This is a genomic window from Streptomyces spinoverrucosus (genome assembly GCF_015712165.1).
In the GTDB taxonomy this organism is placed as follows: Bacteria; Actinomycetota; Actinomycetes; order Streptomycetales; family Streptomycetaceae; genus Streptomyces; species Streptomyces spinoverrucosus_A.
In genome coordinates, this window is sequence record NZ_JADPZX010000001.1 from 3250796 (window position 1) to 3275314 (window position 24519).

General features: G+C 71.8%; 20 protein-coding genes. 7 read left to right on the forward strand and 13 right to left on the reverse strand.

All coding sequences use genetic code 11. From position 1 onward, the window contains the following. The 4 genes from I2W78_RS14540 to I2W78_RS14555 are packed head-to-tail and all read right to left on the reverse strand — an operon-like array spanning nucleotide 1 to nucleotide 6121. Nucleotides 1–1935: an ABC transporter permease gene (locus tag I2W78_RS14540; protein ID WP_196460160.1), complete on the reverse strand. Its 1935-nt coding sequence runs from the start codon at nucleotides 1933–1935 to the stop codon at nucleotides 1–3. Beyond that, on the reverse strand, nucleotides 1935–3008 hold the full coding sequence (locus I2W78_RS14545; protein ID WP_196460161.1) for a quaternary amine ABC transporter ATP-binding protein: 1074 nt from the start codon (nucleotides 3006–3008) through the stop codon (nucleotides 1935–1937). Before I2W78_RS14545 ends, I2W78_RS14540 begins: the two co-directional genes overlap by 1 nt. Then, nucleotides 3008–4537, reverse strand: a complete 1530-nt coding sequence (locus I2W78_RS14550) for a GMC family oxidoreductase (protein WP_196460162.1) — start codon at nucleotides 4535–4537, stop codon at nucleotides 3008–3010. Before I2W78_RS14550 ends, I2W78_RS14545 begins: the two co-directional genes overlap by 1 nt. A 48-nt stretch (nucleotides 4538–4585) precedes the next feature. Further along, entirely contained in the window at nucleotides 4586–6121 is a 1536-nt protein-coding gene (locus I2W78_RS14555) for an aldehyde dehydrogenase family protein (protein WP_196460163.1), read from the reverse strand. A 198-nt stretch (nucleotides 6122–6319) separates the two neighbouring features. Here I2W78_RS14555 and I2W78_RS14560 point away from each other — a divergent pair, with 198 nt between their 5' ends. Next, complete coding sequence (locus tag I2W78_RS14560) at nucleotides 6320–7195, forward strand: GNAT family N-acetyltransferase (RefSeq protein ID WP_374222667.1); 876 nt, start codon at nucleotides 6320–6322, stop codon at nucleotides 7193–7195. A 131-nt stretch (nucleotides 7196–7326) separates the two neighbouring features. Here the strand turns inward: I2W78_RS14560 and I2W78_RS14565 are convergent, their stop codons facing one another. From I2W78_RS14565 to I2W78_RS14580, 4 genes are all read right to left on the reverse strand, one after another. Beyond that, on the reverse strand, nucleotides 7327–8316 hold the full coding sequence (locus I2W78_RS14565; RefSeq protein ID WP_196460167.1) for a malate dehydrogenase: 990 nt from the start codon (nucleotides 8314–8316) through the stop codon (nucleotides 7327–7329). 287 nt (nucleotides 8317–8603) lie between these two features. Next, nucleotides 8604–9743, reverse strand: a complete 1140-nt coding sequence (locus tag I2W78_RS14570; RefSeq protein WP_196460169.1) for a helix-turn-helix domain-containing protein — start codon at nucleotides 9741–9743, stop codon at nucleotides 8604–8606. 393 nt (nucleotides 9744–10136) lie between these two features. Further along, nucleotides 10137–10571, reverse strand: a complete 435-nt coding sequence (locus I2W78_RS14575; RefSeq protein ID WP_307783963.1) for a DUF3017 domain-containing protein — start codon at nucleotides 10569–10571, stop codon at nucleotides 10137–10139. 322 nt (nucleotides 10572–10893) lie between these two features. Next, nucleotides 10894–11748 (reverse strand): bifunctional methylenetetrahydrofolate dehydrogenase/methenyltetrahydrofolate cyclohydrolase, encoded by an 855-nt coding sequence (locus I2W78_RS14580; RefSeq protein WP_196460171.1) that lies wholly within the window; start codon nucleotides 11746–11748, stop codon nucleotides 10894–10896. A 258-nt stretch (nucleotides 11749–12006) separates the two neighbouring features. On the opposite strand from I2W78_RS14580, the gene I2W78_RS14585 reads away from it, so the two are divergent. From I2W78_RS14585 to I2W78_RS14600, 4 genes are all read left to right on the forward strand, one after another. Then, nucleotides 12007–12612: a hypothetical protein gene (locus I2W78_RS14585; protein ID WP_196460173.1), complete on the forward strand. Its 606-nt coding sequence runs from the start codon at nucleotides 12007–12009 to the stop codon at nucleotides 12610–12612. A gap of 141 nt (nucleotides 12613–12753) precedes the next feature. Next, nucleotides 12754–13503: an FHA domain-containing protein gene (locus I2W78_RS14590; RefSeq protein ID WP_196460175.1), complete on the forward strand. Its 750-nt coding sequence runs from the start codon at nucleotides 12754–12756 to the stop codon at nucleotides 13501–13503. Beyond that, nucleotides 13500–15053, forward strand: a complete 1554-nt coding sequence (locus I2W78_RS14595) for a protein kinase domain-containing protein (RefSeq protein WP_196460176.1) — start codon at nucleotides 13500–13502, stop codon at nucleotides 15051–15053. Before I2W78_RS14590 ends, I2W78_RS14595 begins: the two co-directional genes overlap by 4 nt. 92 nt (nucleotides 15054–15145) lie before the next feature. Further along, nucleotides 15146–15556: a hypothetical protein gene (locus I2W78_RS14600; protein ID WP_196460177.1), complete on the forward strand. Its 411-nt coding sequence runs from the start codon at nucleotides 15146–15148 to the stop codon at nucleotides 15554–15556. 68 nt (nucleotides 15557–15624) lie between these two features. Here I2W78_RS14600 and purH read toward each other — a convergent pair whose 3' ends face one another. Both purH and purN read right to left on the reverse strand, forming a co-directional pair. Then, a complete protein-coding gene (purH, locus tag I2W78_RS14605) occupies nucleotides 15625–17187 on the reverse strand; it encodes a bifunctional phosphoribosylaminoimidazolecarboxamide formyltransferase/IMP cyclohydrolase (RefSeq protein WP_196460178.1) in 1563 nt (520 codons plus the stop codon). After that, nucleotides 17184–17822 (reverse strand): phosphoribosylglycinamide formyltransferase, encoded by a 639-nt coding sequence (gene purN / locus I2W78_RS14610; protein ID WP_196460179.1) that lies wholly within the window; start codon nucleotides 17820–17822, stop codon nucleotides 17184–17186. The genes purH and purN overlap by 4 nt, the downstream gene beginning before the upstream one ends. Nucleotides 17823–18136: 314 nt before the next feature. On the opposite strand from purN, the gene I2W78_RS14615 reads away from it, so the two are divergent. Next, nucleotides 18137–18913: a hypothetical protein gene (locus tag I2W78_RS14615; protein WP_196460180.1), complete on the forward strand. Its 777-nt coding sequence runs from the start codon at nucleotides 18137–18139 to the stop codon at nucleotides 18911–18913. A gap of 14 nt (nucleotides 18914–18927) precedes the next feature. On the opposite strand, the gene I2W78_RS14620 is transcribed toward I2W78_RS14615, so the two are convergent. Further along, nucleotides 18928–20814: a cell division protein PerM gene (locus I2W78_RS14620; protein ID WP_230885450.1), complete on the reverse strand. Its 1887-nt coding sequence runs from the start codon at nucleotides 20812–20814 to the stop codon at nucleotides 18928–18930. Nucleotides 20815–20910: 96 nt separating this feature from the next. On the opposite strand from I2W78_RS14620, the gene I2W78_RS14625 reads away from it, so the two are divergent. Then, nucleotides 20911–22026, forward strand: a complete 1116-nt coding sequence (locus I2W78_RS14625) for a helix-turn-helix domain-containing protein (protein ID WP_196460181.1) — start codon at nucleotides 20911–20913, stop codon at nucleotides 22024–22026. Between the two features lie 95 nt (nucleotides 22027–22121). On the opposite strand, the gene sucD is transcribed toward I2W78_RS14625, so the two are convergent. Continuing rightward, the gene (gene sucD / locus I2W78_RS14630) at nucleotides 22122–23006 is read right to left on the reverse strand and encodes a succinate--CoA ligase subunit alpha (RefSeq protein WP_196460182.1); all 885 of its coding nucleotides are present in this window, start codon (nucleotides 23004–23006) and stop codon (nucleotides 22122–22124) included. Between the two features lie 28 nt (nucleotides 23007–23034). Next, nucleotides 23035–24213 carry an ADP-forming succinate--CoA ligase subunit beta gene (gene sucC / locus I2W78_RS14635; RefSeq protein ID WP_196460184.1) on the reverse strand — a complete coding sequence of 393 codons (1179 nt, stop codon included), beginning with the start codon at nucleotides 24211–24213 and terminating at the stop codon, nucleotides 23035–23037. Between the last annotated feature and the right edge of the window lie 306 nt (nucleotides 24214–24519).

A 24519-nucleotide genomic window follows, 5' to 3' on the forward strand; every position in this document is an offset into this window, starting at 1 on the left:
TCAGGCTCCCTTCTTCGCGCGGCGTTCGGTCGGCTGGGTCACCCGGTCGAGCATCAGGCCGAGGCAGACGATCGCGGCGCCGGCCACCAGACCGGTCGCCAGGTCGCCCTGCGCGAGGCCGAAGACGACGTCGTAGCCGAGAGCGCCGCCGCCGACCAGACCGCCGATGATGACGACGGCGAGGACGAGGACCACACCCTGGTTGACGGCGAGCAGCAACGACCGGCGGGCGAGCGGCAGCTGGACCTGGCGCAGCTGCTGTCCGCTGGTCGCGCCGAGCGAACGGGCCGATTCCAGCGCGGCCGGGTCGACCTGCCGCAGGCCCTGGGCGGTGATGCGGACGACGGCGGGCAGCGCGTAGACGACGGCGGCGGCCACCGCCGGGGCGCGGCCGACGCCGAACAGGGCGACGACCGGGATCAGGTACACGAACTGCGGCATCGTCTGGAAGACGTCCAGGACGGGCCGCAGCGCACGCTCGAAGCGTTCGCTGCGGGCGGCCGCGATGCCGGTGGCGAAGCCCAGGACGAGGGTGACGGCGACGGCGGCGAGGACCTGGGAGAGGGTGTCCAGGGACGGCTCCCAGACGCCGAGTACGCCGATCGCGGCCATGGCGAGGACGGCGGTCAGCGCGGTGCGCCAGGTGCCGATCAGCCAGGCCAGCGCGGCGACGATGAGCAGCACCGACCACCAGGGCAGCCACTGCAGGCCGTCGCGCAGCGGGTCCAGGACCCAGGTGGTGAAGTGGCCGGCCCAGTCGGCGGTGCCGCCGACGACCGGGACGCCCGAGTAGAGGTGGGCGGTCATCCAGTCGACGGCGCGGTTGACCGGCTCGGCGATGTTCACGGTCCAGGTGTCGGGCCAGTCGGCACGGCCCAGCAGGCGTCCGGCGACGGCGACGGCCACGGCGGCGGCCAGGGCGTACGGCCATCCGGCGCGGGGGCGCTGTCCGGTGCCGGCGCCCGCGGCGGCGGTGACGCGGTCCAGTACGACCGCCAGAAGTACGATCGGGATGCCCGCGGCGAGGGCCGCGCCGACGTCGACCGAGGCCAGCGCCTGGTAGACGCGGTCACCGAGGCCGCCGGCGCCGATCACGGAGGCGATGACCGCCATGGACAGCGCCATCATGATCGTCTGGTTGAGGCCGAGCAGGAGTTCCTTGCGGGCCAGCGGGATACGGGCGGTCAACAGGCGTTGGCGTGCGGTGGCGCCGAGCGACTCGACGGCCTCCAGGACGCCCTTGTCGGCGCCGCGCAGGCCGAGCGCGGTGAGGCGGGCCATGGGCGGGGCGGCGTAGACGACGGTGGCGAGGACGGCGGCGGGGACGCCGATGCCGAAGACCAGGACGACGGGCAGCAGGTAGGCGAACGCCGGGAGCACCTGCATGGTGTCCAGGACCGGGCGCAGGACGCGGTCCATACGGTCGGACAGCCCGGCGGCGAGGCCGAGCAGGGCGCCGACGACGACGGACGCCAGCACCGCCACGACCATCAGGGCCAGGGTCTGCATGGTCGGCACCCACATGCCGAGCAGCCCGCAGGCGAGGAACGCGGCGGCCGTACCGAGCGCGAGCCGCACCCCCGCCACCCGCCAGGCCACGAAGGCGCCGAGCGCGGTGACGCCGGCCCAGCCGATGGTGAGCAGGGCGAGGTAGACGGCCCGCACGGACAGCACGACCGCGTTGCTGATGTGGCCGAAGAAGTAGAGGAACAGGGGGTGGCTGTCCCGGTTGTCGATGATCCAGTCGCTGGCGCCGGTGAGGGGCTGGGTCAGGTCGACCGTGAGCGCCTCGGGCCAGCTCCCGCTCGCCCACCGGGCGTTGGCCAGCGGCACGAGGATCGCGGCGGCCAGAGCCAGGAGGGCGAGCTTGGCGATGACCCGGTTCTTCAGTACGGCGGGCAGGGCACGGGGAGCCGACGCGGTGACGGTGGCCATCAAGCCACCTCCTTACGCGGCTCCGTACCGGCCACCACGCCCAGCAGTCGCTCGTGGTCGACAACGCCCAGGCACCGGCCCTCGTCCACCACCCGCACCGGCCCTCCGCTGCGCGCCACCGCCTCGATGGCCTCCGACACCGTCGCCGCCGGGGCCACCGCCGGGCCGGCCCCCGCCTCCTCCGCGGACGCGGGCCGCATGGCGGTGCGCACGGTCATGACCTGCTCGCGGGGGACGTCGCGGACGAACTCGCGGACGTAGTCGTCGGCCGGCGAACCGACGATCTCCTCCGGCGTGCCGAGCTGGACGATCCGGCCGTCGCGCATCAGGGCGATCCGGTCACCGAGCTTCAGCGCCTCGCTCAGGTCATGGGTGATGAAGACCATCGTGCGGCCCTCGTCGCGATGCAGCCGGACGACCTCCTCCTGCATCTCGCGCCGGATCAGCGGGTCGAGGGCGCTGAACGGTTCGTCGAACAGCAGCACCTCCGGGTCGACGGCCAGCGCACGCGCGAGGCCGACCCGTTGCTGCTGGCCGCCCGACAGCTGTGCCGGCCTGCGCTGCTCCATCCCGGCGAGGCCCACCTTGGCGACGACCTCCGCCGCCTTCTCGCGCCGTTCCGCCTTGCTCACGCCCTGGATCTCCAGGCCGTAGGCCACGTTGTCGAGGACCGTGCGGTGCGGGAGCAGGCCGAAGTGCTGGAAGACCATCGCGGCACGGTGCCGGCGCAGTTCGCGCAGCCGTGCCTTGTCCATGGCGCGGACGTCCTCGCCGTCGATGGCGATGGTCCCGGCCGTCGGCTCGATCAGCCGGGTCAGACAGCGCACCAGCGTGGACTTGCCGGAGCCGGACAGGCCCATGACGACGAAGACCTCACCCTTGCGCACGTCGAAGGAGACGTCCCGGACGGCGGCGGTACAGCCGGTCCGGGCCCGCAGCTCGGCGGCGGGCAGGGCGGCCAGCTCCGGGTCGGCGGGGACGCGGTCGGCCTTCGGACCGAACACCTTCCACAGCCCGTCGACGGAGAACACGGGGGCGGTCTCAAGGGCGGCGGTCTCAAGGGTGGTACTCATCACGCACCACCCCCGATCAGCTCAACGGCCCGTTCCCCGACCATCAGCACCCCGATCATCGGGTTCACGGCGGTCATCGTCGGGAACACGGACGCGTCGGCGATCCGGATGCCGTCCAGGCCACGGATCCGCAACTCGGGGTCGACCACGGCCATGCCGTCGGTGGCGGCGCCCATCCGGCACGTCCCCGCCGGGTGGTACACGGTGTGCGCGACCTTGCGGGCGTACTCGCCGAGCGCCTCGTCGTCGGTGATGTCCGGGCCGGGGCACACCTCCCGCTTCAACCAGCCCGCCAGCGGCTCGGACTTGGCGATCTCACGGGCGATGCGGATGCCGTCGACGAGGGTGCGGCCGTCGTAGTCGTCCTCGTCGGTGAAGTAGCGGAAGTCCAGGGCGGGCTTCTCGTTCGGGTCGGCGCTCTTCAGGTAGAGCCGCCCCCGGCTCTTCGGCTTGGGGATGTTCGGGGTCATCGAGACGCCGTACGAGGGCCGCTCGTAGCCCAGGCGCTCCGGGTTGTCCGTGAACGGGATCTGGTAGAAGTGGAACATCAGGTCGGGGCCCGCGTGTTCGGGGTCGCGGCGCACGAACAGCCCGGCGTCGGAGTCCATCGCGGAGTTCTCCGGGATGGGGCCGTGGGTCTCCCAGACGATCACCGACTCGGGGTGGTCGAGCAGGTTCTCACCGACGCCCGGCAGGTCGTGGACCACCGGTATGCCGAGCTTGGCGAGATCCTCCTTCGGACCGATGCCGGAGTGCAGCAGCAGGCGCGGGGAGTCGACGGCGCCCGCGCACAGCACGACCTCGTTCCGGGCGCGGACGAGGATCTCCTCGCCGTCCTTGGTGCGCACGTGGACGCCCTCGGCGCGGGTGCCGTTCAGCTCCAGCCGGTACGCCCAGGTCTCCAGCAGGAGCGTCAGGTTGGGCCGCTCGTCCATCACCGGGTGGAGGTACGCCACGGAGGCCGAGGACCGCTTGTTGTTCTCGGGGTGGTAGGCGAGGTCGAAGAAGCCGACGCCCTCGGTGAAGGGCTTCCTGTTGAAGCCCTCCACGCGGGGCACGCCCAGCGCGGCCTGGGCGGCGTCGACGAAGTCGCGGGCGATGGCGTTCCGGTCCTTCTCGTCGACCGGGACGATGTTGTTCAGCAGCCGGGCGTAGTACGCCTCCATCTGCACCGCCCCCCAGCCCTTGGCGCCCGCCGCCTCCCACTCGTCCCAGTCGGACGGCAGCGGCTTGAAGGCGATGAGGGTGTTGTGGGACGAGCAGCCGCCGAGGACGCGGGCGCGGCTGTGCCGGATGTGGGAGTTGCCGCGGGGCTGTTCCACCGTCGGGTAGTCGTAGTCGAGTTCGCCGCCGAGCAGGCCCATCCAGCGGCGCAGGGTGAGGACGTCCTCGCGGTCCACGTCGCTGGGGCCGCCCTCGATGACGGCGACGGTGACGTCGGGGTTCTCGGTGAGGCGGGAGGCGATGACCGAGCCGGCGGTGCCACCGCCGACGACGACGTAGTCGTAGGTATGGGTGGTGTCGGGCATGGGGGGTTACTCCAGGGTGAAGGGTGGTTCCTACGGGCTGTCGGGGCCTCAGCCCGCGAACCAGCGCACCGGCTTCGGCGCGAGGTTCTGGTAGACGTGCTTGGTCTCGCGGTACTCGGCGAGCCCGGCCGGGCCGAGTTCGCGGCCGACTCCGCTCTTGCCGAAGCCGCCCCACTCCGCCTGCGGGAGGTAGGGGTGGAAGTCGTTGATCCAGACGGTGCCGTGCCGCAGCCGTCCCGCGACCCGGCGGGCCCGCCCCGCGTCGGCGGTCCACACGGCGCCGGCCAGCCCGTACTCGGTGTCGTTGGCGAGCGCGACGGCCTCGTCCTCGGTGCGGAAGGTCTCCACCGTCAGTACGGGTCCGAAGACCTCTTCGCGTACGACCTTCATCTCGCGGTGGCACTGGTCGAGCACCGTCGGCTCGTAGAAGTAGCCGTTCGCGGGGCGCTCCGGGGCGGGCTCCGGACGCTTGCCGCCGCTGCGCAGCACCGCGCCTTCCGCCAGCGCGGAGGCGACGTACGACTCCACCTTGGCGCGCTGCTGCTCTGAGACGAGGGGACCGCACTCGACGCCGTCCGCCGTGCCGCGACCGAGGCGGACACGACCGGCCCGGCGGGCGAGTTCGGCGACGAACCGCTCCCTGACCGACTCCTCGACGATGAGGCGCGCGCCCGCGGAGCAGACCTGGCCGCTGTGGATGAAGGCGGCGTTGAGGGCCTGGTCGACGGCGGTGTCGAAGGCCTCGTCGGTGGCGCAGGCGTCGGCGAAGACGACGTTGGGGTTCTTGCCGCCGAGTTCGAGGGCGACCTTCTTGACGGTGGGGGCGGCGGCCGCGGCCACCTTGGTGCCGCTGACCAGGCCGCCGGTGAAGGAGACCAGGTCGACGTCGGGGTGTTCGGAGAGGCGGGCGCCGACGGTGTGGCCGGGGCCGGTGACGATGTTCGCGACTCCGGCGGGCAGTCCGGCCTCGGCGAGCAGGTCGATCAGGGCGATGGTGGTCATCGGCGTGATCTCGCTCGGCTTGATCACGAAGGTGTTGCCGGCCGCGAGCGCGGGCGCGATCTTCCAGCTGGCCTGGAGCAGGGGGTAGTTCCAGGGGGTGATCAGCGCGCAGACGCCGACGGGTTCGTGGACGACGACGCTGTGGATGTCGGGCGAGCCCGCGTCGACGACCCGGCCGGCCCCTTCCGCCGCGACCAGGTCGGCGAAGTAGCGGAAGGCGTCGGCCACGCAGTCGATGTCGACGCGGCCCTCTTCGACGGTCTTGCCGGCGTCCCGGCTCTCCAGCAGGCCGAGTTCCTCGCGGTCGCGGACCAGCAGGTCGGCGACGCGGCGCAGCAGGGCGGCGCGTTCGGCGACGGGGGTGCGGGGCCACTCGCCCTGCCCGCCGTCGAAGGCGCGGTGGGCGGCCGCGACGGCCAGGTCCGTGTCCTTCTCGTCCCCCTCGGCGACCACAGCGAACGGCAGGGCCTCCGCGGGGTCGAGGATCTCGCGCGTGGCACCGGAGACGGCGGGCCGCCACTCCCCCGCCACGTGGATCGTGTCGCGCGCCTGAGGCACCTGGTTTTCCGCTCTGTCCGCCATGCTCGGTCTTGCCTTCCATTCCTGTTCAGGTCCTGCTCAGGACCGTGAGCGCCTGCCCGTACCCCTTTCAGACATGCGCAATCGATGGCCGAAAGTGGGCTGCATCACTGAAAATTCGGGCAAATAGCCTGAAAAGGGCGCCCGGCTTCCATGGACCAATCAGCATCCTTTGACTAAAGTCAAAGAAATATGGAGGCAGTGTCAGAGCGTGTCGCGGCCTTCCGCCGCTTCAACCGCTACTTCACCCGCCGCATCGGCGCCCTCGACGACCACTACCTGGGCCAGAACCGCCCCCTCGGCGAGGCCCGCCTGCTCTTCGAGATCGGCGACGGTGCCTCGCTGCGCGAGCTGCGCGCCCGGCTCGGCCTGGACGCCGGCTATCTGAGCCGGATGGCCAAGGCGCTGGAAGCCCAGGGCATGATCCGGCTGAGCGTCCACCCCGCCGACAACCGGCTGCGCATGATCGAACTCACCCCGGCCGGGCGCGAGGAGGTCAGGGAGCAGAACCGCCGTGCCGACGCCCTGGTCGCCGGCCTGCTCGACGGCCTCACCACGGACCAGCGCGACCGGCTCACCGAGGCCCTGGCCACCACCGAGCGCCTGCTGCGCCTGGCCGGCATCACCGTCGAACGCGTCGACGGCGCCTCACCCGACGCCCGCGCCATGCTCGACGCCTACGCCGCCGACATCGACGAACGCTTCCCGGAAGGCTTCGACCGGTCCGACCTCGTACGACCGCAGGAGGTGTCCGGCGAGAGGGGCGCCTTCTTCGTCGCGTACGAGGAAGGGGCGCCGGTCGGCTGCGGCGGACTGAGGCGGCTCGAACCCGGCGTGGGCGAGATCAAGCACGTCTGGGTGCACCCGGACGCCCGTCGCCTCGGCCTCGCCCGCCGGATCCTCGGCGAACTGGAAGCCGAGGCCCTGGGACGGGACTGGACCGTGGTCCGCCTGGACACCCACGCGGTCCTCACGGAAGCGCAGGCGATGTACCGGGCAACCGGCTACAGGGGAATCGACCGGTACAGCGACCACGCCTACGCGGGCCACTGGTTCGAGAAACGGCTGGACGCCTGACCGGGAAAGCGTCGTAGGCGAGGCACAGGGAAAGCGTCGTACGCACCGGAAAGCCTCGTACGCACCGGGAAATGCGACGACCCCCGGCCCGTGGTGGCGGACCGGGGGTCGTGCGGCTGGTGTGGCGGGTGTCAGATGAGGCCGAGGCCGCGGACCGCCTCGCGCTCCTCCTCCAGCTCCTTGACGGAGGCGTCGATACGGGCGCGGGAGAAGTCGTTGATCTCCAGGCCCTGGACGATCTCGTACTTGCCGTCCTTGGTGGTGACCGGGAAGGAGGAGATCAGGCCCTCCGGGACGCCGTAGGAGCCGTCGGACGGGATGCCCATGGAGACCCAGTCGCCCTCGGCGGTGCCGTTGACCCAGGAGTAGACGTGGTCGATGGCGGCGTTGGCGGCGGAGGCCGCGGAGGACGCGCCACGGGCCTCGATGATCGCGGCGCCGCGCTTGGCGACGGTCGGGATGAAGTCCTCGGCCAGCCACTTCTCGTCGTTCACGACCTCGGCGGCGTTCTTGCCGGCGACCGTGGCGTGGAAGATGTCCGGGTACTGGGTGGCGGAGTGGTTGCCCCAGATCGTCAGCTTCCTGATCTCGGAGACCGGCGTGCCCGTCTTCTTCGACAGCTGGGTCAGCGCGCGGTTGTGGTCCAGGCGCGTCATCGCGGTGAAGCGCTCCGCCGGTACGTCCGGGGCGGCGGCCTGCGCGATCAGCGCGTTGGTGTTGGCCGGGTTGCCGACGACCAGGACCTTGATGTCGTCCGCGGCGTGCGCGTTGATGGCCTGGCCCTGCGGCTTGAAGATGCCGCCGTTGGCCTCCAGCAGGTCGCCGCGCTCCATGCCCTTGGTGCGCGGGCGGGCGCCGACGAGGAGGGCGACGTTGGCGCCGTCGAAGGCGACGTTCGGGTCGTCGGTGATGTCGATGCCCTGGAGCAGCGGGAACGCGCAGTCGTCCAGCTCCATCGCGGTGCCCTCGGCGGCCTTCAGCGCCGGGGTGATCTCGAGGAGGCGGAGCTTGACCGGCACGTCCGCGCCGAGCAGCTGGCCGGAGGCGATGCGGAAGAGCAGGGCGTAACCGATCTGGCCGGCCGCGCCGGTGACGGTGACGTTCACGGGAGTGCGGGTCATGGCGTTCTCCGTATGACAGCTGGCGGTTGGGGCGTCCCTGCCCCGGCTTTTTTTGATCGATCTCTTGGCGTCAAGAGAGATCCAGCGGTCAGGCTATCGCGCATCCAGGATGCCGGACGTCCGGGTGGGTGTGGCCCACCCCACAGAGCCCACGAAAGGCGGCGGCCGCCCGTCCGGGAGAGGCGAGACGGGACGACCGCCGAGTGGGGGTACCGTTGCCGGACTCCCGTGGGGGTACTGTGCGCGTGCCCGCGATCCCGGGCGGCATGCGAGACTCCGGCGTCTTTTTACGACGTGCAGCCCCGCTCCCCCGACGCCAGCGTCGCGCACGCCGTGGCCTCGCCCGCGTCCTTCACGGCGACCATCGGGGTGTACGCGATGGTGTCGCCGACGGTCGTGATGGCGCCGTTCTCCTTGGTGGTGCCCACGGCCACCTCGACCTCGTCGCCCTGGTTGGCCCCGGTGATACGCCCCCACGCCGCGCCGCAGGTCTCGCTGTAGCGGACCTCGACGACGGTCGTGCCGACGGTCGCCGTGCGGGCCGTGGTGACGAGGTTGCCGGTGCACCCCATGGTCTCCGCGTCCTTGCCGGTGCAGGTGTCGCCGCCGCACTTCACGCCGGGCGGCAGGTTGGCGGCGGTGCTGACGGACGGGGACGGGGAGGCGCTCGCGGTGTCCTTCCGGTCGCCGCCGCCGGTGAGGTAGAACGCGGCGCCGGCCGCGACGACCACGGCGACGGCACCGGCGATGAACAGCGCGAGCCGCTTCTTGCCGGACCCGCCGCCGGAAGAGGTGCCCGGCGGGGTCGGCGTCGTCCCGCCGGCACCGGGCGCCCGGCCGGCCGACGCCGGGTTCGCTCCCGCACCGGCGCCTCGACGGCCGCTTGCCTGGGACGGTCCGGTGTAGCCCGCGAGGCCCCACGAGTTGACCGCCGAACGCGCCTCGGCCTCCCGGGCGTTCGCGTCCGGTGCCGTCGGCTGGGGCGGCACCGTCGGGGCCACCCCCGCCGGGCCCGCGATGCCCGGCGTCGCCGTCGCGCTGCCGCCTCTGGGGACCGTCTTGCTCTTGGCGTTGGCGGGGGGCGCGCCGAACTCGCCGAGCGCGGCGCGCGCCTGCGAGATCCGGATCGCCTCCATGGTCCGGTCGTGGCGCATCTCCGAGCGGCTCCAGGCGCGTTCGGCGAGCTCCCACATGGTGGTCAGATGGATGGGGTTGGTGCCGGTGACCTCGGCCAGCGCGACGATCGCACCCTTGGGCGCGAGCAGCCGGCCGTTCAGGTAACGCTCCCAGGACGTCTTGCTGTAACCCGTGCGGTCGGACAGCGCCGAGATGCCTATGCCGCTGCGGTCCACGAGCCGCCGCAGCTGGCCGACGAACTCCTTGATCTGCGGATCGAGTTCATCCGGCAAGGCCTTCCAACGAGGCATTGCTTCCCCCCTTTTCCCCCTGCACGTGCCGGTTGTTCCCCCGCCGACTGGGATGCGCCCTGTCAGGTCTCAGTTCCCAGGACGTCCCCGATTGGGCAGATTAGCCCCGCTGTGCGGTGCCCAACTCCAGCATTCCCGAAGCTGTCAATACATCGACACAACGGGCACACACCGATGACCTCGGACGTCTCAGCCGTGCGCATCGCACCCAGAGGCAACCCCCTCGACTGTGGCGGGGCGCGGACACCGTAGCGGAACGGTCACTTCCGTGCCACAGCGCACAGACAGCCGTTGAACAGGGGGTTCGCCGTACGGGAGTTTGGGTGCGGCGGCGGCCCGTCCTTGCTCGGGGGAGGGGACGGGCCGCCGTTCCTTGAGGGTGACCGGCTGTGCCTAACTGCTGACGGTGAAGTGCAGCGTGTCCTTCAGGAACGGGATCACCAGCCAGGGGTTCGGCTGGGCCATCAGCGCCAGCAGGACGATCGCCAGACCGAGGACGCCGTAGGTGGCGATGTCCGTGAAGCGCGAGCGCACGGCGAGCATGCCGACGCTGGGCAGCAGCCAGCGCATCACGGCACCGCCGACCAGCGCCGAGCCGACCAGTATGGTGCCGATCCGGAACGCGTCGAACGCGGTCACCAGCAGGCCGAGACCGACCAGGGCCAGCACGGCGAGCATCGGCCACTGCCGCGCGGGCGCGGGCGCGTCGCCCGACGCGGCCCGGCCGCCGCCCTCGGGTCGCGCGGTGTCCTTCGTGAACAAGGGGAAGCGGCGGGTGGCCCGCCGGGGCGTCCCGTCCTCGTCCACGACACTGATCGCGTCCCGCACGACGAGCTCGGCGTCGTCGACGACCCCGTTCGAGGCCTCACCGCCGACCGACGACGCGGAACCGTTGAGCGACACGCCCTCCGACGTCCGCCCGGAGCCGTTGGACGCCTGCGCGGAACCGTTGAGCGATACACCGTCCGACGTCCGCCCGGAGCCGTTGGACGCCTGCGCGGAACCGTTGAGCGATACACCGTCCGACGTCCGCCCGGAGCCGTTGGACGCCTGCGCGGAACCGTTGAGCGACACGCCCTCCGAGGTACGCGCGGAGCCGTTCCGCCCGGCGTCACCGTTCCGCGCGGCGGCGTCCCTCTCCCCAGCCGGGTCAGCCGACACTGCGCTCCGCCGTCTCGACCACGTTGACGAGCAGCTGGGCCCGGGTCATGGGGCCGACACCGCCGGGGTTCGGCGAGATCCAGCCGGCGACCTTCGCGACGTCCGGGTGGACATCGCCCACGATCTTGCCCTCGGCGCTGCGCGAGACGCCGACGTCGAGGACGGCCGCGCCCGGCTTGACGTCCTCGGGCCGGACGAGGTGGGCGGACCCGGCGGCGGCGACGATGATGTCGGCGCGCCTCAGGTGGGCGGACAGGTCACGCGTACCCGTGTGGCACTGCGTCACCGTCGCGTTCTCGCTGCGCCGCGTCAGCAGCAGCGGCATCGGCCGGCCGATGGTCACGCCCCGGCCGACGACCACGACCTCGGCGCCCTTGATCTCCACGCCGTAGCGGCGCAGCAGCGTCAGCACGCCGTTGGGGGTGCAGGGCAGCGGCGCGGGCTCGTTCAGGACCAGGCGGCCCAGGTTCATCGGGTGCAGCCCGTCCGCGTCCTTGTCGGGGTCCATGAGTTCCAGAATGCGGTTCTCGTCGATGCCCTTGGGGAGCGGCAGTTGCACGATGTAACCGGTGCACGCCGGGTCGTCGTTGAGTTCCCGTACGACCGCCTCGATCTCCTGCTGCGTCGCCGTCGCCGGCAGTTCGCGCTGGATCGAGGCGATGCCGACCTGCGCGCAGTCACGGTGCTTGCCGGCGACGTACTTCTGGCTGCCGGGGTCGTCCCCGACCAGGATCGTGCCGAGGCCGGGCGTGACGCCCTTCTCCTTCAGCGCCGCCACGCGGGCGGTCAGATCGGACTTGATCGCGGCTGCGGTGGCCTTGCCATCGAGAATCTGGGCGGTCATGGCCCCATCCTCCCGGATGACCGCCTCCCGGTTCCAATCCGGGTCGCCAGGGGCCCGCCCGGCGTATCCCCTCATGATCGACGATGTTGCACTTGCACAACGCATAGGGAATGCGGCTGGACAAGCCACCCGTGGCTGAAGAACGATTGACGTACAGTGCCGCGGGTGTACCGGGGGGACGAACCGCATCTGTAGCAGCCTTCCTCCGATCGCGCCGCGTCGTCCCCGCACACAGGCATAACGACGGAGGAAATCGCCATGAGTTTCGGCGAGCCGAACAACCCTTACGGGGCGCCCCAGCAGCAGCCCCAGTCCCCCGGTTACGGCTACCCCCAGCAGGGGCAGCCCGGTGTCCCCCCGCAGCAGGGCTACGGCTTCCCGCCCGCCCCGCCGGTCCAGCAGCCGTACGGCGGTGGTTACGCCCCCGGCGCCCCGGCGCAGATGCCCGGCATCACCCGCGCCGCGCAGATCATGCTCGGTGTGATCGCGCTGGCCCACGCGATCATCGCGGTGCTGTACGGCGTCGCGCTCGGCCAGTGGGACCAGACCATGGCCGAGGCCGGCGTCACCGGCAACGAGGACGCGGAGGCGATCGCGGACCTGGGCAAGGGCGTCGTGGTCTTCCTGCTCGGTCTGGCCACCGTCTTCGCGATCCTCGGCGTGGTGCTGCTTCTGCAGTACGCCAAGGGCGGCAACGGCGTCCGCGTCTGCTCGATCGTCTACGGCTCGTTCGCGATCGTCACCGGCATCGTGATGATCGCGGCGTACGGCATCGGGCTGATCATCATCGCGATCTCCATCCTGCTGATCGTCTTCTCCGCGAAGCGGGCCACCGCGGAATGGTTCCGCCGCCCGCGCTACTGAGCGACGGGAGGATCCGAGCGCGACAGAACGGTTCGCGCCATTCACACCCGAGGGCCGTGTCTCACCCGTGCAAGGGGAGACACGGCCCTGGTGCGTCGCCCTACCCTGAAGCGGTAGCCGCCAGGCACGGGGAGACGCACCTTGTACAGCATCATCGTGGTACCTCCGCCGCGCGCGGAGGAGGAGCGTGACCGCGCCCAGATCCGCCTCGCCCCCGGCGAACGGCTCACGTTCGGGCGCGGCGCCGGCAACGACGTGGAGATCGCCCACGAGGGCGTCTCGCGCCGGGCCGGGTCGATCGCCGCGCAGGGCGCCTTCTGGATACTGAGCAACCTCAGCCGGGAGCAGACGTACGTCGTCGAGAACCCGGAAGGCGCGGGCGAGCACATCAAGGTGGGCCCGGGGCGGCTGGACGCGCCCGTGCCCTTCGAGTTCTCCCGGATCGTGCTGCCCGCGGCGGGCGATCTGCTGTCGTTCGACGTGTGGGCGCCCCGGCACGACTATCTGCGCACCGAGGGCGGACTCGACGGCGCGACCACGGCGCCCGCCTTCTCCCTGGACCGCACCAAGCGGTACTTCGCGGTGCTCGCCGCCCTGTGCGAGCCCCGTCTGCGCGGCGAGCCGCACGCCCCGCTGCCCACCGTCGACCAGGTCGTCGACCGGCTGCGCCCCGGCTGGCCCGCCGCGTCCCGCACCTCGGTGCAGTGGAACATCGACTACCTGGCCGTCAAACTCCGCCTGAAACCGGGCCCCGACACCGCGGACACCGGCCCCCGCCTGAACGGCAAGAAGGAGTCCCTGGTCTCCCTGGCGCTGCGCTTCGACCTGGTGCGCGAGGACGACCTCGCCGCCCTCGCGGAACCGTCACCGCCCCGGGCAGCCGCACGATGACCGAGCCGTACGCCGTCCCGGTGCCCAAGGGCTACCGGGTGGGCGCCTGGGAGGTGCGGGCGCCGATCGCCACGGGCGCCTTCGGCAGTGTGTACGAGGCCCGGCGCACCGACGGCCGCGAGGGGATGCCCCGCACGGCCGCCCTGAAGTTCCTGCCCACCGGCACCCGCACGCCCCGCCACCTGTCCCACCTGCGCGAACTGGTCAACCGCGAGATCGAGTTGCACCGCCGGCTGAGCAGGCCGCGACTGATCCGGATGTACGAGACGCTCACCGTCGACGATCCCGCCCGCCCCGAACTCGACGGCGCCACCGTCCTCGTACTGGAGAAGGCGGAAGGCTCCCTGGCCGCCCTGCTGTCGCGCACGCCGCGTCCCGCGAACGGGGCGGCGCTGCTCGGGCAGATCTGTGAGGGGCTGCACCAGCTGCACGAGGCGGGCTGGGTGCACGGGGATCTGAAACCGGCCAATGTGCTGCTGATGCGGGACGGTTCGGCCCGGCTGGCGGACTTCAACATGGCGGGCGAACTGGAGGGCACGCACGCGTACACGCCGGCCTTCTCCACCCCGGACTACACCCCGCCCGAGCTGCTGTGGTCCGAGATCGGCGAGCGCGGCCGCCGGATCCGGCCCTCCGCCGACGTGTGGGCCTTCGGAGTCCTCGCCCACCTGGTTCTCACCGGCACCTTCCCCCTGCCCGGCGGTACCCCGACGGCCCGCCGCGACGCGGCCGCCGCCTACGCCCGCGGCACCGACGAACTGCGGCTGTCCGACCGGCTGCCGGACGCCTGGCGGGAGATCGTGCGGGCCTGCCTGACCCGCACGCACGCGGAGCGCATCACCACCGGCGCGCTGCTGCGGAGGGTGGCGCAGGCCACCGGCACGCGCCTGAGGAGGCGCCGCCCGTCCCGCCGTACCGCCGTCGTGACCGCGGTGGCCGCCACCTGTGCCGTGGCGGCCCTCGGGTACGGCATCAGCACCTGGGCGGCCTCCGGCACGAGCACCGACGGGGGCGCCAAAGGCGCACAGACCGCCGAGGTGAGCCCGGAGGTGAGCCCGGCGGTTTACGGCGCCGCCGAACTCCGTACCGACAAGGGCGTCCCGGCCGCCTACCGGCTGCTCATCGTCGAGTCCGCGCACGACTGCTCGCAGCGGGACGTCACACCGTCGCTGATCGCGGCCATGCTGAAGGTGGAGAGCGACTTCGACCCCGACCTCTCCGACCCCGCCAAGGACGAGTACGGCATCGCCCGTTGGACGCCGAGCGTGCTGCGCTGGTGGATGCATGACGACGGTACGCCCGCGGAGACCGTCCCCGAGCCGCCCTTCCCTCCCGCCGAGTCCATTCCGGCGATGGGCCGGTATCTGTGCTGGATCGCGCCGCGCCTGGACGCCGGCCTGCCGGGCGACCGCCGGGTGCTGATCGCATCCGCGTACCGGACGTCGTACCGGAAAGTGAACGACGCGGGCGGGGTTCCCCCGAAGTACCGCGACTACGCCGACCGCGTCGCTCACTACCTCAAGGAGTACACCCCGCCGGGCAAGAGGTGACCCTGAGACTTCCGAGGTACCCCTCCGGCGCGCGCGATCGCACCGTGGGTGGTGTCCACCAACGGGGGTGGCAGCAACGGAGGGACACGGACATGAAGCGCATTCTGGCTTCACTGGGGGCGACGGCGGTACTGGCGGCGGGGGCGGTGGCCCTGACGCCGGCGAGTGCGTCGGCGGCCGCGGGCTGCTGGGGGAACGCCGGGCAGAAGCAGGGCCCGGGCGGGGCCACGTACACCGCGCGGTACTGCCACAACTACCAGGGCAGCGAGGTCGGCATCGGCGACACCGCCACCGGCTACCTCTACGCCGGCGACAACTGGTTCGTCTGCCAGCAGCAGTTCACCGACGTGGAGAACCCGCCGGTCGGCGACGCCCGCAACAACTGGTGGCTGTGGACCCAGGGCGACGACGCCTACTCCAACAACGGCTGGGGCTGGTTCCCGGCGACGAAGGTGTCGGGCGGCGGCAACTACCAGCCCATCCCGGGGCTGCAGAACTGCTGACGCCCGCACGACCGCGGCCTCCGGCCTCCTCGGGGGAGGGCCGGAGGCCGCGGTACTGCCCGTCGTTGTCAGTGGAAGAAGTGGCGCGTGCCCGTGAAGTACATCGTCACGCCCGCCTTCCGCGCGGCTTCCACGACCTGCTCGTCACGGACCGAACCGCCCGGCTGCACCACGGCCTTGACGCCCGCGTCGGTGAGGATCTCCAGCCCGTCGGGGAAGGGGAAGAAGGCGTCGGAGGCGGCGTAGGAGCCCTGCGCCCGCTCGGTGCCGGCCCGCTCCACCGCCAGCTTCGCGGAGTCGACCCGGTTGACCTGCCCCATGCCGACGCCGACCGAGGCACCGTCCTTGGCGAGCAGGATGGCGTTGGACTTCACGGCCCGGCACGCCTTCCAGGCGAAGGCGAGGTCCTTCAGCTCCTCGGGGCTCAGCGCCTCACCCGTCGCCAGCGTCCAGTTGGCGGGGTCGTCGCCCTCGGCCTGGAAGACGTCCTTCACCTGGGCGAGGCCACCGCCGTCGATCGGGCGGAACTCGGCGGGCGGCTGCGGAGCCTCGGGGCAGCGCAGCACGCGGATGTTCTTCTTCTTGGCGAGGGCTTCGAGGGCGCCCTCCTCGTAGTCGGGCGCGACGATGACCTCGGTGAAGATCTCGGCGACCTGCTCGGCCATCTCCTTGCTGACCGGCCGGTTGACGGCGATCACACCGCCGAACGCCGACAGCGGGTCGCAGGCGTGCGCCTTGCGGTGCGCCTCGGCGACGTCCGTACCGATCGCGATACCGCACGGGTTGGCGTGCTTGATGATCGCGACGCAGGGCTCGCCGTGGTCGTACGCGGCACGGCGGGCGGCGTCCGTGTCGACGTAGTTGTTGTACGACATCTCCTTGCCGTGCAGCTGCTCGGCCTCGGCCAGACCGCCGCAGCCTCCCGTGTAGAGGGCGGCAGGCTGGTGCGGGTTCTCGCCGTAGCGCAGCACCTGCTTGCGCTCGTACGTCACGCCAATGAAGCCCGGGAACTCCTCGCCGTCACCGACGTACTCGCCCGAGAACCAGCCCGCGACCGCCACGTCGTACTCGGCGGTGTGCCGGAACGCCTCGGCGGCGAGCCGCTTGCGCGCGGCGAGGTCGAAGCCGCCGTCGCGGACCGCGGCGAGCACGTCGGCGTACCGCTCCGGGCTGGTGACGACGGCCACCGACGGGTGGTTCTTGGCGGCGGCGCGGACCATCGACGGCCCGCCGATGTCGATCTGCTCGACGCACTCGTCCGGCGAGGCGCCGGAGGCGACGGTCTCCTGGAACGGGTACAGGTTGACGACGACGAGGTCGAAGGGCGCCACGCCCAGCTCGTCGAGCTGCTGCCGGTGGGTGTCGAGACGCAGGTCGGCGAGGATGCCCGCGTGCACCTTGGGGTGCAGGGTCTTGACCCGGCCGTCCAGGCACTCGGGGAAGCCGGTGAGCTCCTCGACCTTGGTGACGGGGACGCCGGCGGCGGCGATACGGGCGGCGGTGGAGCCGGTGGAGACGAGTTCGACGCCGGCCTCGTGCAGCCCGCGGGCGAGTTCTTCGAGCCCGGTCTTGTCGTAGACGCTGACAAGCGCACGGCGGATGGCCCGCTTGGCGTTGCTCTCGGCGGTCACTGGATAACTACCTTTCGTCCCTCAATGCGATAGCCGTTGCGGGCGAGCCGCCCCACGACCTCGACGAGCAGCCTTCGCTCGACTTCCTTGATGCGCTCGTGCAGCGCCCTCTCGTCGTCCTCGTCCCGGACCTCCACCACGCCCTGAGCGATGATCGGCCCGGTGTCGACGCCGTCGTCGACGAAGTGGACGGTGCAGCCGGTGACCTTGGCGCCGTACGCGAGCGCGTCACGGACGCCGTGGGCGCCGGGAAAACTGGGGAGCAGGGCGGGGTGGGTGTTGACGAACCGCCCGCCGTAACGGGCCAGGAACTCCTTGCCCACGATCTTCATGAACCCGGCGGAGACGACGAGATCGGGTTCGTACGCGGCGACGGCGTCGGCGAGCGCCGCGTCCCACGCCTCGCGGGTGGCGTGGTCCTTGACCCGGCAGACGAACGTGGGCAGCCCGGCCCGCTCGGCACGCGCGAGCCCCTCGATGCCGCCGCGGTCGGCGCCGACGGCCACGATCTCGGCGCCGTAGGCCTCGGGCCCGGTGGTCTCGATGGCGTCCAGCAGCGCCTGCAGGTTGGTGCCGGATCCGGAGACCAGCACGACGAGGCGCTTGGCGCGCTTGGCCACGGGCTTGGCGGCCACGGTGGGGCCCTTTCTCGGGAGAGCATTTGTAGGGTCGTACGAATGCTTCGCGCCCCCGGATACGGGGAAGCCTACGAAGCAGCCGACCGCCAGCAACGATACCGGCACACGAGGCGGCCCCCACGGGACGGGGGCGTGGCCGGGAGGTAGCGTCTGGGAGGAGCCGGTTCGGGAACGCCGTCCGGGCACCGTGCGTTCACCAGTAACCAGCGAGATGCACGAGCATGGGCCAGCAGGACCGATCCAGCCGGATCCACAAGGGTCCATCCAGATCCATGGTCCATCCAGATCCATAAGGGGAAGACGCTCTCTTGATGCCGGACCGCAGTCTGCGACTCCTCACGTTCCCCCCGCAGTCGGTACAGGGGAGGGAGCGCAGTGGCGTGCTGCTGCGGGAGCGCCCCGCCTCACCGGCCGACGCACCGTCGGGCAACACCAACGGTGACCGGCAGGACGACAACCCGTTCGCACCCCCGCCGGAGGGCACGCCGGACCGCCCGTGGCAGCCGCGGCGGCCCGCGGGTGGCGGCGAGGGCTCCGAGGGCTCGGACGGCTCTCAGGGGGACAGCGGGCGCCCGGCCTGGGGCAGTCAGTGGAGCGACCGGCAGCCCGGCCGCTCCTCCGGCGGCGGCTTCGGCGACCGGCCCGGCGGCGGCCCCCAGGGGCCGGGCGGTCCGGCTCCGGGCATGCGCTGGGACCCCACGGATCCGGCACAGCGCCGGGCACGCTATGCGCTGCTGGCGGGCATGTGGGCCTTCTTCTTCGCGCTGTTCAGCTGGACGTACGTGGCGCTGCTGCTGGGGGCGCTGGCGCTGTACTGGGGCATCAGCGCCCTGCGCACCAAGCCGCGCACGCCGTCGCCGGACACACCGGCCGGCGCGACGCCGGCCCGCCCGCAGGCCGCGGCGGCGGTGAGCGGTCTGGTCACGGCGTCGCTGGCGATCGCGCTGGTCGGCGCGTCGTTCGCGGCACAGCTCGTGTACCGCGACTACTACACGTGCACCAATGACGCCCTCACGAACGAGGCCCGACAGGCATGCAGCACGCTGCTGCCGGAGCAGCTGCGGGATGTTCTGGGGGCCAACGCCTAGGCCTGTCCGGCGGATCAGGTCAGCTCCGTCGGCTCCCCTCGCTCTCTCGACTCCGCCTCCTCCGCCTTCTGGGAGGCTTCGCGCAACGCCGCCCAGCGGGCCTCGCGGGCGGCGTCGTCGTGTGGCCAGGGGGGTGGGGGGCTGAGGGGGAGGGGTTCATAGGGCTCGTAGCTGTCGTACGGGTCCTGCGTGTCGTACGTGTCGTACGTGTCGTATGTGCCGTACGTGTCCTGCGTGTCGTACGCGTCCTGCGTGTCCTGCGTGTCCTGCGCGTTGAGGGTGTCCTGCGTGTCGGATGCGTCCCGCTCGTCCTGGGTGGCGTGGGTGGCGTGAGTGTCGTCCGCGAGGTCAGTGGTTTTCGGGGCGGCGGGCGGCTCGGGTGATGCGGGGTCCGCTGCCGGTTCCGCCTTGGTGTCCTGCGGTTCCGTGTCGGCGTCCGTCTTCGCGTCCGTTTTGGCGTCCGCCTTCACCTCCGTCTTCGCGTCCGCCTTCGCGTCCGTCTTCGCCTCCGGCGCCTCGCCGTCCGCCGCGGCTCCCACCTTGCCCGGCGCGACCTGCTCCCCCGTGGCCGACGCGTCCGCCTCGCCCTCGCCCGCCGTCTCCCGGCACTCCCACCACCGCACGACCAGGGCCACCGGCACCCCCACCACCGCCATCCACACCACCGTCGCCCCCGCCACCTGCCACCACACCGGCCCGAACCGGGCCAGCGCGTCCACCCCCAGCGGCCCGCCCGCCAACCACGCCGGCAACGCGAGCCAGGCCCCGCACAGCACCGCCGCCACCCCGGCGTACCCCGCGGTCCGCCCCCACGACCAGGGCCCCGCCGCACCCCCCACCCGCACCGCCGCCCGAGCCGTGAACCACCCCACCGTCACCCCGGCCACCACGGGCACCGCCCCGGCCGCCCACTGCAGCGGCGTACCGGCCCCCGCCCCCGGCACCGCCGCCAGCAGCGGAAACGGCGGCAGGACAGGGGCGGGGTCGGAGGACAGCGGCCCCGCGACATGCCCGGCGCTCAGCGCGAAACCGGGCCCGAGGGCGTACGCCGCGCCCCACACCGCCGCGTTCGGCACCAGCGCCACGCACAGCAGCAGCACCGCGAACCGCCCCGACCACCCCTCCGTAAGCTGCGCGAACGCATCGCGAGCGGCCGGACCGTGCCACACGAGTGACACCGCGACCAGCAAGGCCCCGCCCCCGACCAGAACCGTGGCCCCGGCTGTCGCCGCCCGCGCCGAGGCGCCGAGCCGCTCCCGGGTCTCCACGCCGAGGAAGGCCCGCCGTAGCGGTCCCAGCAGGTTCAGCACGCTGTCCACCGGTCGGCGCGGACGCCCGTACGCCGTCCACACGCCCGCCCCCGCCGCGCCCACGGCGACGAGCGGCAGGCACACCGCCGTCCACTCCCAGTCCGGCCGCAGCATGCCCCCCGCCGCGTACGCCGCGACCCCGGCGCCGACGGTGAGATAGCCGAGCACCACCCCGGCCCACGCCGTACGCCCGGCCACGAGAGGCGCCGATCCGTCCCCGTCGTAGGCGCCGTCCACCGCGTCCCGTGCGGCCCGGTGCAGCAGCCACACCGGCAGGGCGAGCAGCAGCATGGGCGTGAGCCCCATGGGGGCGGGCGCACCGGTGAGGGTGTCGGTGCGGACGAGTTCCGCGCCGTGCGCCAACAGCCACAGCGCCGCGGCCACGTGCAGCGCGCCGCCGGGCCCGCTGTCGGGATAGGGCGAGCTGATCCACAGCACCATCACCAGCACGGTGAACGAGCCCAGCCCCAGCCCGGCCGCCACCACGCCGCCCAGGAGGCTGGTGGCCAGTCCGGGCGATCGGCGGCGTGCCCGAGTGAGCGGGGGAGGCAACGGCGATCGGCGGTCGGTCATCAGGATCACGACGGCCATGCTCCCAACGACACGCGCTTTCCCGTCGTAACGGGCAAATCGCCGATGTGTCGCTCAATATGTGCTTATGTGTTTTTTCGCTCGAAGGGGCGCCCGGTGACACAGAGCTCTGCAACCCCGCTTCCTCCGCCCGAGGAGCGCCGACGCCTGCGCAAGGCCGGTTCCCTGACGCAGGCTCAGGCGGCGGCCCGGCTGGGCGTCTCCAAGGCGACGGTGCGGGCGTGGGAGTCCGGTCGCACGACACCCCACGGCCGGAACGCGGAGGCGTACGCGCAACTGCTGGCCTCCCTCGCGGACGGGCCGGAGGAGTCGGCGGAGTCGGCGGAGTCGGCGGAGTCGGCGGGGCGGGCGTCTGCCGATTCGTCCGCTGATTCGTCCGCCGGTTCGTCACCCCGACCCGAACCGGCTCTAGAGCCCCTGACCCCCGCCCAAGCCTTCGACGCGCTGTACGCGTTCTGCGCACCCGCCCTCGTCCGGCAGGCCTATCTGCTCACCGGGCGGCGTGAGCTGGCGCGCGAGTCGGTCGAGCGGGCGTTCCAACTCGCCTGGCAGCGCTGGCCCGAGGTGGCCGTCGACCGGGACCCGGCGGGCTGGGTGCGGGCGGCGGCGTACGAGCACGCGCTCTCCCCCTGGCACCGCTTCCGTCCCAGCTTCCGCCACCCGGAACCCCCACCGGCCGACGAGCGCGACCGCGCGCTGCTCAGCGCCCTCCTGACACTCCCGCCGCCGCATCGCCGCACCCTCCTCCTCTACGACGGTGTGGGCCTGGACCTGCCGGAGACCGCGGCGGAGACGGAGGCGAGCACCCCCGCGACGGCGAACCGTCTGATGCACGCGCGCCAGGCCGTCGCCTCCTGTCTGCCCGATCTCGGCGATCCGGCGGAGCTGCGGCGGCAGCTCCGCGACCTGGCGTCCACGGAGCGGCTGCGCGCGGCCAGACCCACCGCGGTCCGCCGGGGCGGCGAACGCCGGGCCCGGTTCTGGACCCGCGCCGCCATCGCCTTCACCGTCACCCTGATCGGCGCGACGGCACTGACCCTGCGGACGGCTCCGACGCAGTACGAGCCGCCGGTGCCCCCCGGTGAGACCGTGCGGGGGGTGCCCCCGAAGGCGGCGCCGGGCCCGCTGTCGTACGAGCAGCTGGAGCTGCGGGAGAAGCTGCGGCAGGTGATGGTGAGCGGGCCGGAGCGGTTGGTGCCGGAGGCGAGATGAGGATGCCGAAGGGCCCGCCCCGCGGCCGAGTGGTGGCCGGGTGCGGGCCCTTCTGTGGGCTGTGCGCCTCTATGGGCTGTGGGCTGTGCGCCGCGTCAGCCGGCGAGGATCTCGCGGGCCAGCTTGGCGGTCTCGGTCGGGGTCTTGCCGACCTTGACGCCCGCGGCCTCCAGGGCCTCCTTCTTCGCCTGGGCGGTGCCCGACGAACCGGAGACGATGGCGCCCGCGTGGCCCATGGTCTTGCCCTCGGGGGCGGTGAAGCCCGCGACGTAGCCGACGACCGGCTTGGTCACGTTCTCCTTGATGAAGGCCGCGGCCCGCTCCTCGGCGTCGCCGCCGATCTCACCGATCATGACGATCAGGTCGGTGTCGGGGTCGGCCTGGAAGGCGGCCAGGGCGTCGATGTGCGTGGTGCCGATGATCGGGTCGCCACCGATGCCGACGGCCGTCGAGAAGCCGATGTCGCGGAGCTCGTACATCATCTGGTACGTCAGCGTGCCGGACTTCGAGACCAGGCCGATGCGGCCCGGCTTGGTGATGTCGCCCGGGATGATGCCGACGTTCGACTGGCCCGGGGTGATGATGCCGGGGCAGTTCGGGCCGATGATGCGGGTCTTGTTGCCCTTCTTGCCGGCGTACGCCCAGAACGACGCCGAGTCGTGCACGGCGATGCCCTCGGTGATCACGACGGCCAGCGGGATCTCGGCGTCGATGGCCTCGACGACAGCGTCCTTGGTGAACTTCTCCGGCACGAAGATGACGGAGACGTTGGCGCCGGTGGCCTCGATGGCCTCCTTGACGGTGCCGAAGACGGGTACCTCGGTGCCGTCGAAGTCCACGGACTGACCCGCCTTGCGCGGGTTCACGCCGCCCACGACGTGCGTGCCGTCGCCGAGCATGAGCTTGGTGTGCTTCATGCCGGTGGCGCCGGTCATGCCCTGGACGATGACCTTGCTGTCCTTGTTGAGCCAGATAGCCATGGTGTGTGGATGTCCTCGTCCTAGGTGCTTACTTGGCGGCTGCGGCGAGCTCGGCGGCCTTGTCGGCCGCACCGTCCATGGTGTCGACGCGCTGGACCAGCGGGTGGTTGGCGTCGGTGAGGATCTGCCGGCCGAGCTCGGCGTTGTTGCCGTCGAGACGGACGACCAGCGGCTTGGTGACGTTCTCGCCGCGGTCCTCGAGGAGCTTCAGGGCCTGGACGATGCCGTTGGCGACCTCGTCGCAGGCGGTGATGCCACCGAAGACGTTGACGAAGACGGACTTGACGTCCGGGTCGCCGAGGATGATCTCCAGGCCGTTCGCCATCACCTGGGCGGAGGCGCCACCGCCGATGTCCAGGAAGTTGGCGGGCTTGACGTTGCCGTGCTTCTCACCGGCGTACGCGACGACGTCCAGGGTGCTCATCACGAGACCCGCGCCGTTGCCGATGATGCCGACCTCGCCGTCGAGCTTGACGTAGTTGAGGTTCTTCTCCTTGGCGGCCGCCTCGAGCGGGTTGGCGGCGGCCTTGTCGTGGAGCTCGTCCCAGTCGTGGCGGAACTCGGCGTTGTCGTCCAGCGACACCTTGCCGTCGAGCGCGAGAACGTCACCGGAGGCGACCTTGGCCAGCGGGTTCACCTCGACGAGGAGGGCGTCCGACTTGATGAACGTGTCCCACAGCTTGACGAGGACGTTCACGACCTTGTCGGCGACCTCGGCCGGGAACTTGGCGGCCTCGACGATCTCGCGGGCCTTGGCCTCGTCCACACCGTCGATGGGGTCGATCGCGGTCTTGGCGACGGCCTCCGGACGGGTGGCCGCCACCTCCTCGATCTCCATGCCGCCCTCGACGGAGGCGATGGAGAGGAAGGTGCGGTTGGCGCGGTCGAGGAGGAAGGAGACGTAGTACTCCTCGAGGATCTCCGGGGCCGTCTCGGCGATCATGACCTTGTGGACCGTGTGGCCCTTGATGTCCATGCCGAGGATGTCCGTCGCACGGGCCACGGCCTCGTCCGCGGTGGCGGCCAGCTTCACGCCACCGGCCTTGCCGCGGCCACCGACCTTCACCTGCGCCTTGACGACGGACTTGCCGCCCAGCCGCTCGGTGATCTCGCGCGCCGCCTCAGGCGTGTCGATGACTTCACCGGCCAGCACCGGTACATCGTGCTTGGCGAAGAGGTCCCTCGCCTGGTACTCGAACAGGTCCACGCGCTTCCGTCCCTATCAGTGATCTCGCGGTTCGTTGGATGCGTGGGCGTGCCGCGAAGGGCAACGTGACGTCCGCATGTGTCACAAGGGAGGCGCACACGGTGTCCGAGCGCGCGGCATGTCCGTCTCGCAGGTTATCTCTGCTTGCGGGGGGCCTCTAAATCGCGGGTCACACCTGAGCGGTGATACCTGTCACATGATGCCGGACTCACTGGCACGGAGTGCCGGTGGTGAGGGAACGGGGGGTGATCGGGTGGGGAACGGGGTGCGAGGCGAGTGAGGGTGGCGCGGCGAAGAGGTGGGGGA